Consider the following 16,287-nt stretch of genomic DNA (forward strand, 5'->3'; position numbering starts at 1 on the left):
ACCCGGAGCGGGCGTACCGAATGGAGCGCGTTTCGTGGCAGCCCGAGCGCCTCGTGCGCAGACCGACACCTTCGAGACATGCGTGGTGGGCGCGGGACCACGCGGCCTTTCCGTCCTGGAACGGCTCTGCGCCAACGAGCGGGCCGCCCCCTCGCACGGCGCGGTGACCGTCCACCTCGTCGACCCGGCGCTGCCGGGCGCGGGCGCCGTCTGGCGCCCGGACCAGTCACGGCACCTGCTGATGAACACCGTCGCCTCGCAGATCACCCTGTTCACGGACGGGAGTTCGCGGATCGACGGGCCCGTGGAGCCGGGGCCGACGCTGCACGAGTGGGCGTCAGAGGTGGCCGCTTCCGCTTCGGCTTCCGCTTCCGCCTCCGCCTCCGCCTCCGGTGAAAGCGCCGCCGAGGACGAGTGGGTGCTGCGCGAGGCGCGGACGCTCGGTCCCGACACGTACCCGACCCGCGCGTTCTACGGCCGCTATCTGCACGCCTGTTACCGGCGCGTGCTCGCGGGCGCCCCCGCGCACGTCACCGTGCGCTCGCACCGGACACGCGCCGTCGCGCTCACGGACGCGCTCGGCGTCGCGGGCGGGCCGCAGAGCGTGCTGCTCGCCGACGGGACGCGGCTCGACGGGCTCGACGCCGTCGTCCTCGCCCAGGGGCACGTCCCCGCCCGGCTCACCGTCCCCGAGGCGCGCGCCGCCCACCTCGCGCGGCTGCACGGCCTCGCCTACCTGCCGCCGGCCAACCCCGCCGACGCCGACCTGGACGGCATCGAGCCCGGCACCCCCGTCCTGCTGCGCGGCCTGGGGCTCAACTTCTTCGACTACATGGCTCTGTTCACCACCGGGCGCGGCGGCACGTTCGCCCGGGGCGAGGACGGGACGCTGGCCTACCGGCCGTCCGGCCGCGAGCCGCGCCTGTACGCGTTCTCGCGGCGCGGTGTGCCGTACCACGCGCGCGGCGAGAACCAGAAGGGCGTCTCCGGGCGCTACCTGCCCCGGTTGCTCACGCCGGAGCGCATCGACGCGCTGCGCGCCCGTGCCCGGAGAGGCGAGCCCGTCCGCTTCAGCGCCGACCTCTGGCCGCTGATCGCCGCCGAGGTGGAGAGCGTCTACTACGGCACCCTGCTGACCGCCCTCGGCCGGGACGCGGAGCGCGCGGCGTTCACCGAGCGCTACCTGGCCGCCGGGGCGACCGGGGAGCGTGAGGAGCTCCTCGACGCGCTCGGCGTCGCCCCGCGCCACCGCTGGGACTGGGAGCGGATCGCAGGCCCGCACAAGGGCCGGGACTTCGCCGACCGCGCCGAGTTCCGCGGCTGGCTGCTCGACCGGCTGCACGCCGACGTGCGCGCGGCGCGCGAGGGGAACGTCGACGGCCCGCTCAAGGCCGCCCTGGACGTCCTGCGCGACCTCCGCAACGAGATCCGGCTGGCCGTCGACCACGCCGGGCTGGACGGCGCGTCCCACCGCGACGAGCTGGAACGCTGGTACACGCCGCTCAACGCGTTCCTCTCCATCGGCCCGCCCGCCTCCCGCATCGAGGAGATGGCCGCGCTCGTCGAGGCGGGCCTGCTGGAGGTGACCGGGCCCGGTACGGACGTCCGCCTCGACCCGGCGGCGGGCGTGTTCACCGCGTCGTCGCCGCAGGTGCCGGGGGAGCCGGTGCGGGCCCGGGTGCTGATCGAGGCCCGGCTGCCCGAGCCCGACCTGCGGCGCACCGAGGACCCGCTGCTGCGGCAGCTGCTCGACACCGGGCAGTGCGCGCCGTACCGGATCCCGGTGGCGGACGGTCCCGCGTACGAGACGGGCGGACTCGCCGTCACCGAGCGCCCGTACCGTGTCGTCGACGCCGACGGCACCGCGCACCCGCGCCGCTTCGCCTACGGCGTCCCGACGGAGGCCGTCCACTGGGTCACGGCCGCCGGCACCCGCCCCGGCGTCGACTCGGTGACCCTCGCCGACTCGGACGCCATCGCCCGCACCGTGCTCGGGCTCACACCGGCGCACGCGGCGCCGGAGGCGTCGGCGGCGCTCGCCGGGGTACCCGTCTGACGGGTGGGTTGCGCGGCGGAGGTCACCGGCCCGGTTCCGACGGGGCCGGTGACCTCCGCCGCTGGGCTGTCGCGGACGGTTCGCGCGTACACCATGACTGGCAAGGAGACTTGATGACCGCCCACGCCCTTGGCCCCGCTGGCCCCGTTGGCGCCCCTGACGTCCCTGAGGTTTTGCACGACACCGGACTGCTGTCTCCCGTGCGAGCCGGCACCCCCGTGGAGGAGGCCACCGGCGACGCCGCCTGGATCCGCGCCATGCTCGACGCGGAGGCGGCGCTGGCCCGGGCACAGGCCCGGCTCGGGACCGTGCCGCCGGACGCGGCCCGGACCATCACGGAGGCGGCCGGGGCGGCGCGTCTCGACGTCCGCGCGCTGGCGCTCGCGGCGCGCGAGACCGCCAACCCGGTGGTGGGGCTGGTCGCCGCGTTCACGGCGGTGGTCGCCGAACGGGACGCGGCGGCGGCCGAGTACGTGCACCGGGGGTCGACCAGCCAGGACGTCTTCGACACGGGCGCGCTGCTGGTCGCGGCGCGGGCACTGCGGCTGATCCACGCGGACCTGCTGCGCACCGCCGACGCGCTCGGCCGGCTGGCCGCCGTACACCGCGACACGCCGGCCGCCGCCCGGACGCTCGCCCTCCAGGCCGTTCCGACGACCTTCGGCCTGCGGGCGGCGGGGTGGCGGCAGCTGGTGCTGGACGCCGCCGGGCGGATCGGCCGGCTGCTGGACGGCGGCCTTCCGGTCGCGCTGGGCGGTGCGGCGGGGACGCTGGCGGGCTACCTCGAATACGCGCGCCTGGCGGGGGAGAAGGACCTCGACTCGTACGCCGGCCGGCTCGGGGCGCTGTTCGCCGAGGAGACGGGGCTGGGGCGGCCCGCGCTGCCGTGGCACGCGCTGCGGACCCCGATGGCCGACCTGGGGGCGGTGCTGGGGTTGACGGCCGGGGCGCTGGGCAAGTTCGCCGTCGACGTGCAGAACCTGACGCGCACGGAGGTCGGCGAGGTCGCGGAGCCGGCGGTGGCCGGACGCGGCGCGTCCTCCGCGATGCCGCACAAGCGGAATCCGGTCCTCGCCACGATGATCCGTACCGCCGCCCTCCAGGTGCCCGCTCTCGCGACCGTCCTCACCCAGCAGCTCCTGGCCGAGGACGAGCGCTCGGGAGGCACCTGGCACGCGGAGTGGCTGCCGTTGCGCGAGTGCCTGCGGCTGGCCGGCGGCGCGGCCCACACGGCCGTCGAGCTCGCGGAGGGCCTGGAGGTCCGGCCGGACCGGATGCTGGGGAACCTGGGGCTGACGGGCGGCCAGATGGTCTCGGAACGGGTCTCCGCCGTCCTCGCCCCCCGCCTGGGGAAGGCGGCGGCCAAGCGGCTGCTCACCGAACTCGCCGACGAGGCGACCCGTACGGGCCGTCCCCTGGCCGATGTGCTGGCCACCGATCCCCGCCTCTCCGGCGTCCTCACGCCGGAGGAGTGCGCGGAGCTGTGCGATCCGGCGCGGTACACGGGGAGCGCGGGGGAACTGGTGGACCGGGCGCTGGGGCGGATCCCCTAGGCAGCGTGGATTACTGTCCCCCGGCGCCGGGGACGGCATCCTGCGGCGAGGCATGCCAGTTGGTGACCTCCGGCCTGGCGAACAGGGTGTTGCCGACCTTGAGACTGACCGGGTCGCCGGCGTCCTCCCGGCTCACCGTGACGATGATGGCGCCCAGTTCCTTGCCGGAGCCGTCGTTGGTGCTCTTGGGGTTCAGCCCGGCGTACGCGGTGGTGCCGCCGCTCAGCTTGATCTGCTTGCCGACGGACTGCTCGGCCGGCTGCGCCTCGGTGCCGTCGGAGCCGATGGCCACCACCGGGTAGGTGCCGGGGAGCCAGCAGGTGATGCCCGGCTTGGCGCGCACGGATATCTCGATGTAGCCGCCGGCCTGGGACTTGACAGCGGAGCCCCAGGTCAGGTCGTTGGTGCCGCAGACCTGCCCGTACCCCTTCTTGTCGCCGCTCCCGCCCGCGCCGTTCTTGCCGCCGGGGGCGGGCGTCTTGCCGCTGTGGGCCGGCTTCCCGGTCGCCTTCTCCGCCGACGTGCCCTGCGAACCGGAGCCCTTTCCGCCGCCGGGCCGTGCGTCCTGGCCCGCGGGGTGCGACGGGCCGTCAGGGGCGGCCGGGGCGGGGGAGGTGGGAGCGGCGGAGGACGCGGCCGGAGCGGAAGCCTCGTTCCCCGAATCGCCCTTGTCGCAGGCGCTCAGCGACAGCACGCCGGCCAGCGCCGTGGCGGCCAGGGCAGCCGAGCGGATGAGGTTCTTGCGCATGGGTGGGTCCCCCCGTAGTGATCTCTCTGATGCGGCCGGAAACGGCGCGGGACAGGCGCCGCCGTCGACGACCCAAAGCTTCACGGCGCCCCGGCCGCCCCCGCAACGAGCCCTGGAAATGAGGGGACGCTGAACCGCCCGAACACCCTCTGACCTGCGCGTATACCCTCCCCCTGGAACGGCGCCCTGGAACGGTCACCTGCCCTCCCCGCGCCGGGAATCGGGGGCGGGTGACCCTGACACGCAGTGGCGGAAGCATCAGGGGAGAACCGGGGGTTTCCCCCATACCGAGCGCCGCCGGACCGGCCATAACCTCGTCACACAGCCCGGCAACTGCCCCCCCATCCGTGAGGAACGGTGAAGTCCCATGCGCCCCCGCCTTCGTCCGATTGCCGCAGCCCTCCTGACGGCCGCGGCCGCCATCGGCGGTCTCAGCGCGTGCGACCTGGGACTGAAGGAGAAGTTCGAGGACGACGCGAAGGTGTCGCAGAGGGTCAGCGCGGTCCGCATCGACGGCAACTCGGGATCCATCACCCTCCACGGCAAACCCGGCACCACCACCACAGAGATCCACCGGACCGTCCGCTACCGCGACGACCGCCCGGACGGCCCCACCCACCGAGTCGAGAACGGCGTCCTCGTGCTCGCCGACTGCGGGAACGACTGCACCGTCGACTACGAGGTCACCGTCCCGGCCGGAATCCCCGTCAGCGGCAAAATCACCAGCGGCGCCGTCGACCTCACGAGCGTCGGCGCGGTCCAGGTGAAGGCGACCTCGGGCGCCGTCGACCTGTCCGACATCACGGGCCCGGTCGACATCAAGGCCACCAGCGGCTCCGTGAAGGCCCGCGGCCTCAAGGACGGCCCGGTCAAGGTGAAGGCCACCAGCGGCGCCGTCGACCTCGCCCTCACGTCCCCGCAGAACGTGGAGGCCGATCTGACCAGCGGCTCCCTCACCGTCCGCGCCCCCGCCGGCCCCTACCGCGTCACCACCGACACCGACAGCGGCTCCAAGCACATATCCATCCCCCAGTCCCCCTCGGCCCCCCACCACCTGGACCTGAGCACGTCGAGCGGCTCCATAACGGTCAAGAACGGCTGAGGGCCGCGGCCTTTCCTCGGCGCCGTAAGGCAGGACTACTCGTCCAGGCAGTCGACGAGAAACCGGGCCGTCCGTCCGAGTTCCCGCATGTAGGAGGTCGCCGAGCACAGACCCGCGCCCGCGTCGCGGGCCAGGTCGCTTCGCACCCGGTCGATGAGGGTCTGCCAGCGATGCCAGGGGCCGGTGTGGCGGTCGAGCCGGGCGACGCGGTCGAGGGCTTCGTCCAGCATGGTCCTCAGGTGTCCGCGCAGGGCCGCCGTCAACTCCGTCACTTCTTCCGGCCGGGGGAGCACAGGGCCCCGGTCCTGGAGGGCTCGCCGGACGGTGGCCCGGATGGCGACGAGGTCCAGGGGCGCGGAATCCCCGGTCAGCATGGAGGTGAGCCGTGTGGCCCGGGGGCCGGGCGTCGTGTCGTGCACAGAGTGCTCCTCAGGGCCGAGCGGTGGTGTCCGGCGCGGGGTGTGCGCGTCGGTACGCCGATTGCACCGCTCGGGGCGAGGGGTGGACGAGGCCACATCACCGGACACTTCGTCCGTCCGGCTTCCGGCCGGGGAAGGGAGCAGTAGCGTCTGGCGCCATGTCCAAAGCAGCGTCGCGGAACGCGCTCCTCGTTGCCGTCCGGGTGCGGCACGGCTGGCACACGCAGCAGGAGTTCGCCGATGCCTACGAACGCCACGCGCGAGCGCTGGGAGCAAACTCCGCCATCTCCGTCCGGCAGGTGCGGCGCTGGGAGTCGGGCCGATCGCAATGGCCGAACCGCGATGCGCGGCGGGTGCTGCACAGCATGTTCGGCCTGCCGTTGGAGCAGCTAGGTTTCGCCCGCCCGGGAGCGACGGCAGTCATCACCGCCGGCGAAGCCCTTGCCACCCCCGTTCCGGTACCACGGGGGACGGGGGCAAGAGCTCGTGGCGGGCGCGAGCTGGTCGACAACCTGACCAAGGCCCTGGAGAGAGCCGCAGACCTGGATGGCCGGGGCGGACCGGGGGCGCCCTGCCGAACGCCCTGGAACTGGTGAGGGCGGTCGAGACCATGGCGCGGGAAGCCCGCGCCGACGTCCGCCGCGAGCTGCTTTACCTGGGCAGCCGCGCCGCCGAGTTCACGGCCTGGCTGTACCACGACAGCGGTGCGGCTCCGGGGACCGCCCTGTACTGGCACGACAGGGCGATCGAGTGGGCCGACCTGTGCGGAGACCGGGCGATGCACGGGTACGTTCTGCTCCGCAAGGCGCAGGCGACCGAGCGCACGGATCCGGCCCGCATGCGCGACCTCGCGCACGCGGCCGTGAACGGTCCCTGGTCGTTGCCGCTCCGCGCCCGCGCGGAAGCCTTGCAACAGGAGGCCCGGGCCTTGGCGCTGGCCGGTGCGGCGCCGCAGGACGTCGTTCGTCTGCTGAACCAGGCGTACGAAGCCCTCGGCTCCGCGCCGCCCGTCCGTACGGTGACCTGTACCGGACCCCTCTGCGGCGGGTACGACGTCGACCGGCTGACGGCGCAGAGCGCCGTCTGTCACCGGGAGGCGGGACGGCCGGAGCAAGCCGCCGCCCTGCTGCGAGAACGCCTGGTCACCGGCACGTTCGCACCTCGGGACCGGGCCTTCTTCACCGCCCACCTGGCAGGCGCTCTGGCGGCGGACGGCCACCCTGACGAGGCGGCGGCGACCGGGCTGTCCGTGCTGCGCCTCGCCGCGACGCCGCGTTTCGGCCAGGCGCTCCGCGAACTGCGCCGCGCGGTCGGCCTGCTGCGCCCGTACGGTCGGCGGCCCGCCGTGCGCGAACTGCGTCTCGCTCCCGGCTCTCTGCCGGTCGTCTAGCGGGTGAGGAAGAGGGTGACGCGCTCGATGACCTCGGCCTGCCACGCCTGGGACTGCGGGTGGAGGTACTCCGGGTCGTCGTGGACGGCGAAGCCGTGCTGGGCGCCGTGGAGTTCCAGCAGGTCCGCCGGGCCCCCGAAGCAGGCCAGGTAGCGGCGGGAGGATTCGACCGGAACGAAGGTGTCCTTCGTTCCGTGGATCAGGAGTGCCGGGGTCTGGACCTGCCGGAGGAAGGTCGCGGGGTTCAGATAGTGGACCTCGTTCAGCAGGGCGCGGCCCAGGGGGAACGGGCTGTGCTCGGTGAAGCCCCGGCGGTCGAGGGCCTCGGCCGCCTCCGGTGCGAGGTAGTCGTCCGTGACGTACGGGCGGCTGGTCGCGTACCGCTCGTGGTAGTCGAGGCGGGGGTTGAGCAGGACCAGGCGGCGGACATCCCGTGGCCGGTGGGCGGTGTGCAGGGCCGCCGCACCGCCTGAGAACGACGCGGCGATGACGTCGACGGCACGGTCCGAATCGGCGACCGAACGGAGGTGGTCGCCGGCCGCGCGGATGTCGTTGGCCACGCCGGTGATGGTCACGTCCTCCGGCCGGCCGGCGCTCGTGCCGTGGGCGCGGAGGTCGAAGCGGAGGCAGCGAAGGCCCGCGGCGGTCAGACCGGTGGCGAGGCGGGTGAAGAAGCCGCCTTCCTCGCGGGTCACGCCGGCCCCGTGCACCAGGACCACCAGGCCGTTCACCGGTCCGTCCGGTGCGGTCAGGGTGCCCCCGAGGGCGGTGCCGTCCAGGGAACGGAAGGTCGTCTCCGACTCGGACATGAGGCCGATCGTAGTGACGGTGTGTCGGCGGCGCAGGCTTTCCCGGACGTTGGGGTACGGCGAAGGGCCGCCACCTCTGTCCGAGGTGGCGGCCCTTCGTCCGGTCTGTCCGGGTGTCACATGACGCGCACGGCGCCCGTGGGCGGGGAGTAGCTCATGTCGCGCTCGACGATGCCCGTGCTGGGGTTCTGGGCGCCGATGAACTTGCCGCCGCCGATGTAGACGCCGACGTGGTAAGCGCTGCCCGCGGCGCCCCAGTAGAGGATGTCGCCCGGCTGGAGGTTCGAGAGCGACACCTGGGTGCCGGCGGTCGACTGGTCCTGGGAGACGCGGGGGAGGCTGATGCCGATCTGCTGGTAGGCGGCCATGACCAGGCCGGAGCAGTCGTAGGAGGACGGGCCGGTGGAGCCCATCACGTAGGCCTTGCCGACCTGCGCCCGGAGGAAGGAGACGAGGGTGGCGGCGCTGCCGGTCGCGCCCGTGCTCTTCGTGGACGTCGTGGTGGTGCTCGTGCCGGAGCCGGAGCCCTTCGCGCCGGAGCCGGTGCCCTCGTCGTCGCTGTCGGAGGAGGCGGTGGCCTTGGTGCCGAGCGCGGTGCGCTGGGCGTCGCGGGAGGCGCGGGCCTGCTCGGCCTCGCGCTTCTCCTTGGCCTCGGCGGCCTTGCGCTCGGCCTCGGCCTTGCGGTCGGCCTCCTGCTTGGCCTTCTTGGCGGCGACGCGGGCGTGGTCGACCGCCTTGTCCACCTGCGCACGGACCTGGTAGTCGTTCGCGGTCTGCTGCGTGGCCGCGGCGCTCTCGGCGACCGAGGCGGAGAGCGCGGCGTTGATGGCCGGCATCTCGATCGTGGCCTCGGCCGGCTTCTCGGCGGCGGTCGCCTGCGCGGCGCCCGTGACGGCCAGGGTGCTGAGGACGCCACCGGCAACACCCGAGCGGATGGCCCACGACTGCGTCGCGGGGCGACGGGGCTTCCGGTGGCTGGTTATGTGCGCGTTGGGGGACATGGGACAAGGGCTTACCAGGCGCCGTAGGTGGAGTTCAATATAAGTGACGTGGACCACAACCGGCGTTCGATGGGCCGGAATTCGGGGCAGGCGCACCGGAAGCGGTCTTTCCGCTGCCCGTTCCCCCAATCGTGATCATGCGGTTAAGCATGGCATTTGGGCGCCGAGGGCGATCCGCGACACGGCATATCACGTTCCGGTCTCGGCCGTCGAAGATCGCCGGGCAAATCGGACACCGATCGGGCGGCCACGTGGCGGACTTCACGTGCCCGCGCTCTTGCCGGGAGTCGCCGGGAGCCGCCGGGAGGCGGAGCGCGACCGTCGCGGCGGCAGTGAAGTCGGTAGTGAAGTCGGTGACGAAAGAGAGCGTGAGCCCGGCGGCCGGTCGAGGGTCCCAGCGGGTGGCGCTCCTATATCAGTTGACGTTGGCAGGTGCCAATTTGCGCGACCGTGCGATGGCTTGATAGTGCCTCAGCCTTCCAGGGCCGCTCCGACCAGCGGAAAAACGCCGGAATGTGACCACTGGCGATCACTCGGATGCTTCGGGTGAGAAGATCACCGATCATCCGACTTGATGATCGTTCGTCAGGTGGTGGAGATCACAAACGCCGTGCTGTTCGCCGTGTCGCAGATCACAGACCGCCGGGCATAAGATGCCCTCGACCCGGGCTTGTGAACTGCCTCACATATTCGCGATCTTCGCTGAACCCTTCCGCGGTGTTCGCCGGTGAGCGGTCCGCGCGGAGGTCCGGTCAGCCAGCAGTCAGCGTCGACTGGAAGGAGCGAGGAGCGGTGAACGCCTACGCGCCCATCCTCGTACTGGGAGCCCTCGGTGCCGGCTTCGCGATCTTCTCCGTGGTCATGGCGTCGCTCATCGGGCCGAAGAGGTACAACCGCGCCAAGCTCGAGGCCTACGAATGCGGCATCGAGCCGACGCCGCAGCCCTCCGGCGGCGGCCGCTTCCCGATCAAGTACTACCTGACGGCGATGCTCTTCATCGTCTTCGACATCGAGATCGTCTTCCTCTACCCCTGGGCCGTCGCCTTCGACTCCCTCGGGCTGTTCGGCCTCGTCGAAATGCTGCTCTTCGTACTCACCGTCTTCGTCGCCTACGCCTACGTCTGGCGGCGCGGCGGCCTGGAATGGGACTAGGGGGCCACCGCACATGGGTCTTGAGGAGAAGCTGCCCAGCGGCTTTCTGCTGACCAGCGTCGAACAGGCCGCCGGCTGGGTCCGCAAGGCGTCGGTCTTCCCCGCCACCTTCGGCCTCGCCTGCTGCGCCATCGAGATGATGACCACCGGCGCCGGCCGCTACGACCTGGCCCGCTTCGGCATGGAGGTGTTCCGCGGCTCGCCCCGCCAGGCCGATCTGATGATCGTCGCCGGCCGGGTCAGCCAGAAGATGGCGCCGGTGCTGCGCCAGGTCTACGACCAGATGCCCAACCCCAAGTGGGTCATCGCCATGGGCGTCTGCGCCTCCAGCGGCGGCATGTTCAACAACTACGCGATCGTCCAGGGCGTCGACCACGTCGTCCCCGTCGACATCTACCTGCCCGGCTGCCCGCCGCGCCCCGAGATGCTCATGGACTCGATCCTCAAGCTGCACAAGAAGATCCAGGGCGAGAAGCTCGGCCCGCACCGGGTGGAGGCCGAGGCCGAGACCGAGCGGGCGGCGCTGAAATCCCTGCCCCTCATCGAGATGAAGGGGCTGCTGCCATGAGCGAGAAAGGTGAGCAGGGCGAGAAGGGCCAGCAGGGCGGAAAGGGCGAGCAGACCGGGAAGGCCGGGCAGGACCGCCCGGCCGAGGGAGACCGCCCGGACGAGCGCATCCCCGTCCAGCGCGGCGACACCGGCGAGGTCATCGGCGTCCGCAGGGGCATGTTCGGCGCCAACAACGGCGGTGACACCACCGGCTACGGCCGCCTGGTCCGCACCGTCCGGCTGCCCGGCGAGACCGCCCGGCCCTACGGGGGCTGGTTCGACGAGGTCGCCGACGAGCTGGAGGGCGCGCTGGAGGAGCAGGGCCTCGTCCCGTCGAACGCCATCGAGAAGACCGTCGTCGACCGCGGCCAGATCACGTTCCACATCGCCCGCGAGCACCTGCCGCGCGTCGCCCGCACGCTCCGCGACGACCCCGCGCTCCGCTTCGAACTCTGCACCGGCGTCAGCGGCGTCCACTACCCGGGGGACAAGGGCCGCGAGCTGCACGCCGTCTACCACCTGCGCTCGGTGACGCACGGCCGGCTGATCCGGCTGGAGGTCACCGCCCCGGACGCGGATCCGCACGTGCCGTCCGTCGTCGACGTCTACCCGGCCAACAACTGGCACGAGCGCGAGGTCTACGACTTCTTCGGCCTCGTCTTCGACGGCCACCCGGCGCTCACCCGGATCATGATGCCGGACGACTGGCAGGGCTTCCCGCAGCGCAAGGACTACCCGCTCGGCGGCATCCCCGTCGAGTACAAGGGCGCTCAGATCCCGTCTCCGGACCAGCGGAGGTCGTACAGCTGATGTCCACCAGCGAATCCCCCACGAGCCCGGGCGGCCCCGGGAAGACCGCGCGGAGCCCCAGGAGCACCGAAGGGCCGCGCGAGACCACCGAGGGGCCCGTCTACACCGTCACCGGCGGGGACTGGGACGAGGTCGTCACCGCGGCCCGGAAGACCGACGACGAGCACATCGTCGTCAACATGGGCCCCCAGCACCCCTCCACGCACGGCGTGCTCCGCCTGATCCTGGAGATCGACGGCGAGACCGTCACCGAGGCCCGCGCGGGCATCGGCTACCTGCACACCGGCATCGAGAAGAACCTCGAGTTCCGCAACTGGACGCAGGCCACCACCTTCGTCACGCGCATGGACTACCTCATGCCGCTCTTCAACGAGACGGTGTACTGCCTGGGCGTGGAGCGGCTGCTCGGCATCGAGGACCAGATCCCGGACCGGGCGACGACGCTGCGCGTGCTGCTCATGGAGCTCAACCGCATCTCCTCGCACCTGGTGTTCATCGCCACCGGCGGCATGGAGCTCGGCGCCACCACGGTCGCCATCTTCGGCTTCCGGGACCGCGAGATGATCCTCGACATCTTCGAGCTGATCACCGGCCTGCGGATGAACCACGCGTACGTCCGCCCCGGCGGCCTCGCCCAGGACCTGCCGCCCGGCGCGGTGGACCAGGTGCGCGAGTTCGTGAAGAAGATGCGCAAGAACCTGACCGAGTACGACAAGCTCGTGGTCGGCAGCCCCGCCTACAAGGCCCGCCTGCAGGACGTCGGTCACCTCGACCTCACCGGCTGCATGGCCCTCGGCGTCACCGGCCCGGTGCTCCGCGCCGCCGGCCTCCCGCACGACCTGCGCAAGTCCGACCCGTACTGCGGCTACGAGACGTACGACTTCGAGGTGCCGACGGTCGACACCTGCGACGCGTACGGGCGCCTCCTCCTCCGGCTGGAGGAGATGCGCCAGTCGCTGCGGATCATCGAGCAGTGCCTGGACCGGCTGGAGCCGGGGCCGGTCATGGTCGCGGACAAGAAGATCGCCTGGCCAGCGCAACTGGCCCTGGGGCCGGACGGGCTGGGCAACTCCCTCGACCACATCAAGAAGATCATGGGGACCTCGATGGAGGCCCTGATCCACCACTTCAAGCTGGTGACGGAGGGGTTCCGGGTGCCGCCCGGGCAGGCGTACGCGGCGATCGAGTCGCCGCGCGGCGAGCTGGGCGCCCATGTCGTCAGCGACGGCGGCACCCGCCCGTACCGGGTCCACTTCCGCGACCCCTCCTTCCACAACCTCCAGTCCATGGCGGCGATGTGCGAGGGCGGCCAGGTCGCCGACGTCATCGTCGCGGTGGCGTCCATCGATCCTGTGATGGGAGGCGTCGACCGGTGAGCACCGGAACAGACCTGGGGATGCCGCAGCTCCCCGCCCCCGACTACCCCACCGACGTGCGCGCCCGGCTGGAGGCCGACGCCCGGGAGGTGATCGGCCGCTATCCCGACAGCCGCAGCGCGCTGCTGCCGCTGCTGCACCTGGTGCAGGCGGAGGAGGGGTACGTCACCCGCACCGGCGTCCGCTTCTGCGCGGAGCGACTGGGGCTGACGACGGCCGAGGTGACGGCGGTCGCGACGTTCTACACCATGTACCGCCGCAAGCCGAGCGGTGACTACCAGGTGGGGGTGTGCACCAACACCCTGTGCGCGGTGCTCGGCGGTGACGCCATCTTCGACGCGCTCAAGTCGCACCTGGGCGTGGAGAACGGGGAGACCACCGGCGACGGCAAGGTCACCCTGGAGCACATCGAGTGCAACGCGGCCTGCGACTTCGCGCCCGTGCTGATGGTCAACTGGGAGTTCTTCGACAACCAGACCGTCGAGAGCGCCAAGCGCCTGGTGGACGACCTGCGCGCCGGGCGCACGGTCGAGCCCACGCGCGGGGCGCCGCTCTGCACGTACCGCGAGACCTCCCGCATCCTGGCCGGCTTCCCGGACGAGCGGTCGGGCGCGGTGGATGCGGGCGGCGGGGCCGGGCACGCCTCGCTGGCCGGACTGCGGCTGGCGAAGGGCGACACCGGGCCGGCGCGCGTCGGACCGCCGCGCGGCGCACCGCCGTTGGGCGAGCGCCCCCCGGAGCATCCGAGCTCCCACGACGCGCCCCAGCCCACGTCCGCCTCGGACCCCCGGCACCCCAGCGGGCCGGTCACGGGAGGCGGCCGCGGGCCGGCCACCGACGGCAGGCCCGCCACCGGGACCACCGAGGAGGGGGAGGAATGACCGTGTCCACCGACTACGGCGGAACCCCGCGGCCCGAGGCCGGGGGAGGCGGCGGGGACGGCCCCGAGAAGCTGCTCGCCCCCGTCCTCAGCGCCTTCTGGGACGAACCCCGCTCCTGGACGCTGGAGACCTACCTCCGGCACGACGGCTACCAGGGGCTGCGCAAGGCCCTGGCGATGTCACCGGACGACGTGATCGCCTACGTGAAGGACTCCGGCCTCCGCGGCCGCGGCGGCGCGGGCTTCCCCACCGGGATGAAGTGGCAGTTCATCCCGCAGGGCGACGGCAAGCCGCACTACCTCGTCGTCAACGCGGACGAGTCCGAGCCGGGCACCTGCAAGGACATCCCCCTCCTCTTCGCGAACCCGCACTCCCTCGTCGAGGGAATGATCATCGCCTGCTACGCGATCCGCTCCGAGCGGGCGTTCATCTACCTGCGCGGCGAGACCGTCCCCGTCCTGCGCCGGCTGCACGAGGCCGTCCGCGAGGCGTACGCGGCCGGCTACCTCGGCCGGAACATCCTCGGCAGCGGCATCGACCTGGACATCACCGTGCACGCGGGCGCGGGCGCGTACATCTGCGGCGAGGAAACGGCCCTCCTTGACTCGCTCGAAGGACGCCGCGGCCAGCCCCGGCTCCGACCCCCCTTCCCCGCGGTGGCGGGCCTCTACGCCTGCCCCACTGTGGTGAACAACGTCGAATCCATCGCCTCGGTTCCCTCGATCCTCAACCGGGGCAAGGAATGGTTCCGTTCGATGGGCAGCGAGAAGTCCCCGGGCTTCACGCTGTACTCGCTGAGCGGCCACGTCGCCCGCCCCGGCCAGTACGAGGCGCCGCTCGGCATCACCCTGCGCCAGCTCCTCGACATGAGCGGCGGGATGCGCCCCGGCCACCGGCTCAAGTTCTGGACCCCGGGCGGTTCTTCGACCCCGCTGCTCACCGACGAGCACCTGGACGTGCCGCTGGACTACGAGGCGGTGGGCGCCGCCGGCTCGATGCTCGGCACCAAGGCGCTCCAGTGCTTCGACGAGACCACCTGCGTCGTCCGGGCGGTCACCCGGTGGACGGAGTTCTACGCGCACGAGTCCTGCGGCAAGTGCACGCCGTGCCGCGAAGGGACGTACTGGCTGGTCCAGTTGCTGCGCGACATCGAGGCGGGCCGCGGCCGGCTCACCGACCTCGACAAGCTCAACGACATCGCCGACAACATCAACGGCAAGTCGTTCTGCGCGCTCGGCGACGGCGCGGCGAGCCCGATCTTCTCCTCGCTGAAGTACTTCCGGGCCGAGTACGAGCAGCACGTCAGGGGCCGTGGCTGCCCCTTCGACCCGGCGAAGTCCACGGTGTGGGCCGACCAGTCGCACCCGGAGGTGCACGTATGACCGTCACCACGTCCGCGCCCTCCGGCGGGGGGAACGCGGCCGTACCCCCCGACGACCTGGTGTCCGTCACCATCGACGGCATCCCGGTCTCCGTCCCCAAGGGCACCCTCGTCATCCGGGCCGCCGAGCTGGTGGGCATCGAGATCCCCCGGTTCTGCGACCACCCGCTGCTCGACCCGGTGGGCGCCTGCCGGCAGTGCATCGTCGAGGTCGAGGGCCAGCGCAAGCCCATGGCGTCCTGCACCATCACCTGCACCGACGGGATGGTGGTGAAGACGCAGCTCACCTCCCCGGTCGCCGGGAAGGCGCAGCGCGGGGTGATGGAGCTGCTGCTCATCAACCACCCGCTGGACTGCCCGGTGTGCGACAAGGGCGGCGAGTGCCCGCTGCAGAACCAGGCGATGACCGCGGGGCAGGCCGACACCCGGTTCGAGGGCCGCAAGCGCACCTACGAGAAGCCGGTGCCGGTCTCGCCGCAGATCCTGCTGGACCGCGAGCGGTGCGTGCTGTGCGCCCGCTGCACCCGGTTCTCCAACGAGATCGCCGGCGACCCGATGATCGAGCTGCTGGAGCGCGGGGCGCTGGAGCAGGTCGGCACCGGCGAGGGCGACCCCTTCCTCTCGTACCACTCGGGCAACACCATCCAGATCTGCCCGGTGGGCGCGCTGACCTCGGTGGCGTACCGGTTCCGCGCCCGGCCGTTCGACCTCGTCTCGTCGCCGACGGTCTGCGAGCACTGCTCCGGCGGCTGCGCGACGCGCACCGACCACCGGCGCGGCAAGGTGATGCGCCGGCTCGCGCAGGAGGACCCGGAGGTCAACGAGGAGTGGCTGTGCGACAAGGGGCGCTTCGCGTTCCGCTACGCGCAGCGGCCCGAGCGGCTGGAGACGCCGCTCGTCCGTAGCGCGGAAGGCGCCCTGGAGCCGGCGAGCTGGCCGGAGGCGCTGGAGGCGGCGGCCCGCGGGCTGGCCGCCGCGCGCGGCCGGGCCGGGGTGCTGACCGGCGGCCGGCTGACGCTGGAGGACGCGTACGCGTACGCCAAGTTCGCGCGCGTCGCCC

The 16,287-nt window shown here is 72.4% G+C and carries 16 protein-coding genes; 12 read left to right on the top strand and 4 right to left on the bottom strand.

Translation table 11 applies throughout. The annotated features are described in order from the left end of the window. Positions 1–34: 34 nt before the first annotated feature. Positions 35–2,056 carry an FAD/NAD(P)-binding protein gene (locus JNW98_RS26225; RefSeq protein ID WP_223770771.1) on the top strand — a complete coding sequence of 674 codons (2,022 nt, stop codon included), beginning with the start codon at positions 35–37 and terminating at the stop codon, positions 2,054–2,056. A 113-nt stretch (positions 2,057–2,169) separates the two neighbouring features. Continuing rightward, the gene (locus tag JNW98_RS26230; protein ID WP_223770772.1) at positions 2,170–3,609 is read left to right on the top strand and encodes a nitrosuccinate lyase; all 1,440 of its coding nucleotides are present in this window, start codon (positions 2,170–2,172) and stop codon (positions 3,607–3,609) included. Positions 3,610–3,619: 10 nt separating this feature from the next. Here the strand turns inward: JNW98_RS26230 and JNW98_RS26235 are convergent, their stop codons facing one another. Next, a complete protein-coding gene (locus tag JNW98_RS26235) occupies positions 3,620–4,357 on the bottom strand; it encodes a DUF4232 domain-containing protein (RefSeq protein ID WP_223770773.1) in 738 nt (245 codons plus the stop codon). 367 nt (positions 4,358–4,724) lie between these two features. On the opposite strand from JNW98_RS26235, the gene JNW98_RS26240 reads away from it, so the two are divergent. Continuing rightward, positions 4,725–5,459 (top strand): DUF4097 family beta strand repeat-containing protein, encoded by a 735-nt coding sequence (locus JNW98_RS26240; RefSeq protein ID WP_223770774.1) that lies wholly within the window; start codon positions 4,725–4,727, stop codon positions 5,457–5,459. 35 nt (positions 5,460–5,494) lie between these two features. Here JNW98_RS26240 and JNW98_RS26245 read toward each other — a convergent pair whose 3' ends face one another. Further along, complete coding sequence (locus tag JNW98_RS26245) at positions 5,495–5,878, bottom strand: DUF6415 family natural product biosynthesis protein (protein ID WP_223770775.1); 384 nt, start codon at positions 5,876–5,878, stop codon at positions 5,495–5,497. Positions 5,879–6,036: 158 nt separating this feature from the next. Between JNW98_RS26245 and JNW98_RS26250 the strand changes: the two genes are divergently transcribed. Together JNW98_RS26250 and JNW98_RS26255 are read left to right on the top strand one after the other, a co-directional pair. Further along, positions 6,037–6,474: a helix-turn-helix domain-containing protein gene (locus tag JNW98_RS26250; RefSeq protein ID WP_223770776.1), complete on the top strand. Its 438-nt coding sequence runs from the start codon at positions 6,037–6,039 to the stop codon at positions 6,472–6,474. Further along, positions 6,471–7,268 (top strand): NsdA family TPR-like regulatory protein, encoded by a 798-nt coding sequence (locus tag JNW98_RS26255; RefSeq protein ID WP_223770777.1) that lies wholly within the window; start codon positions 6,471–6,473, stop codon positions 7,266–7,268. The genes JNW98_RS26250 and JNW98_RS26255 overlap by 4 nt, the downstream gene beginning before the upstream one ends. On the opposite strand, the gene JNW98_RS26260 is transcribed toward JNW98_RS26255, so the two are convergent. After that, the gene (locus tag JNW98_RS26260) at positions 7,265–8,077 is read right to left on the bottom strand and encodes an alpha/beta hydrolase family protein (protein ID WP_223770778.1); all 813 of its coding nucleotides are present in this window, start codon (positions 8,075–8,077) and stop codon (positions 7,265–7,267) included. The two genes, JNW98_RS26255 and JNW98_RS26260, sit on opposite strands and share 4 nt — an antisense overlap. Positions 8,078–8,193: 116 nt before the next feature. Beyond that, positions 8,194–9,078: a C40 family peptidase gene (locus JNW98_RS26265; RefSeq protein WP_223770779.1), complete on the bottom strand. Its 885-nt coding sequence runs from the start codon at positions 9,076–9,078 to the stop codon at positions 8,194–8,196. Between the two features lie 792 nt (positions 9,079–9,870). Between JNW98_RS26265 and JNW98_RS26270 the strand changes: the two genes are divergently transcribed. The 7 genes from JNW98_RS26270 to nuoG form a co-directional block, all read left to right on the top strand. Then, on the top strand, positions 9,871–10,230 hold the full coding sequence (locus JNW98_RS26270; protein ID WP_004941767.1) for an NADH-quinone oxidoreductase subunit A: 360 nt from the start codon (positions 9,871–9,873) through the stop codon (positions 10,228–10,230). Between the two features lie 13 nt (positions 10,231–10,243). Continuing rightward, complete coding sequence (locus tag JNW98_RS26275; RefSeq protein WP_223770780.1) at positions 10,244–10,798, top strand: NuoB/complex I 20 kDa subunit family protein; 555 nt, start codon at positions 10,244–10,246, stop codon at positions 10,796–10,798. Continuing rightward, entirely contained in the window at positions 10,795–11,589 is a 795-nt protein-coding gene (locus JNW98_RS26280; RefSeq protein WP_223770781.1) for an NADH-quinone oxidoreductase subunit C, read from the top strand. The genes JNW98_RS26275 and JNW98_RS26280 overlap by 4 nt, the downstream gene beginning before the upstream one ends. Beyond that, positions 11,589–12,965, top strand: a complete 1,377-nt coding sequence (locus JNW98_RS26285; protein WP_223770782.1) for an NADH-quinone oxidoreductase subunit D — start codon at positions 11,589–11,591, stop codon at positions 12,963–12,965. The genes JNW98_RS26280 and JNW98_RS26285 overlap by 1 nt, the downstream gene beginning before the upstream one ends. A 20-nt stretch (positions 12,966–12,985) precedes the next feature. Next, the gene (gene nuoE, locus JNW98_RS26290) at positions 12,986–13,846 is read left to right on the top strand and encodes an NADH-quinone oxidoreductase subunit NuoE (protein WP_223770785.1); all 861 of its coding nucleotides are present in this window, start codon (positions 12,986–12,988) and stop codon (positions 13,844–13,846) included. Further along, positions 13,843–15,228, top strand: coding sequence for an NADH-quinone oxidoreductase subunit NuoF (gene nuoF / locus JNW98_RS26295; protein ID WP_223770783.1), 1,386 nt, complete (start codon positions 13,843–13,845; stop codon positions 15,226–15,228). Before nuoE ends, nuoF begins: the two co-directional genes overlap by 4 nt. Further along, positions 15,225–16,287, top strand: a 1,063-nt coding sequence (gene nuoG / locus JNW98_RS26300) for an NADH-quinone oxidoreductase subunit NuoG (protein ID WP_223770784.1), incomplete at its 3' end; no start/stop codon positions are given. The genes nuoF and nuoG, both read left to right, overlap by 4 nt.

This window comes from Streptomyces huiliensis (genome assembly GCF_020037025.1).
Taxonomy (GTDB): domain Bacteria; phylum Actinomycetota; class Actinomycetes; order Streptomycetales; family Streptomycetaceae; genus Streptomyces; species Streptomyces huiliensis.